The 208-nt window shown below is 56.2% G+C and carries 1 tRNA gene and 1 rRNA gene; both read right to left on the bottom strand.

Annotated features, from left to right (window positions below):
* Nucleotides 1-3: 3 nt before the first annotated feature.
* Nucleotides 4-77 (bottom strand) — tRNA-Ile (locus FS818_RS28615).
* 56 nt (nt 78-133) lie between these two features.
* Nucleotides 134-208, bottom strand: a 5S ribosomal RNA gene (gene rrf / locus FS818_RS29645); the annotation flags it as partial.

Genomic DNA, 208 nt, shown 5'->3' with positions numbered 1-208 from the left:
CTATGGGCCTTGGTGGACTCGAACCACCGGCCTCACCCTTATCAGAGGTGCGCTCTAACCAACTGAGCTAAAGGCCCGCATATACATCCCATATCCCTAACGAGGGGGCAAAAAAAATACCCCAAAGGGAATCGCTTGGCGGCGTCCTACTCTCCCAGGACCCTGCGGTCCAAGTACCATCGGCGCTAGAGGGCTTAACGGTCGTGTT

The sequence above is a fragment of the Paenibacillus xylanexedens genome (assembly GCF_007680605.1).
GTDB classification, from domain to species: domain Bacteria; phylum Bacillota; class Bacilli; order Paenibacillales; family Paenibacillaceae; genus Paenibacillus; species Paenibacillus xylanexedens_B.
Note: the sequence above shows the minus strand (reverse complement) of the source record. Positions and strands in the feature narration are given on the sequence as shown.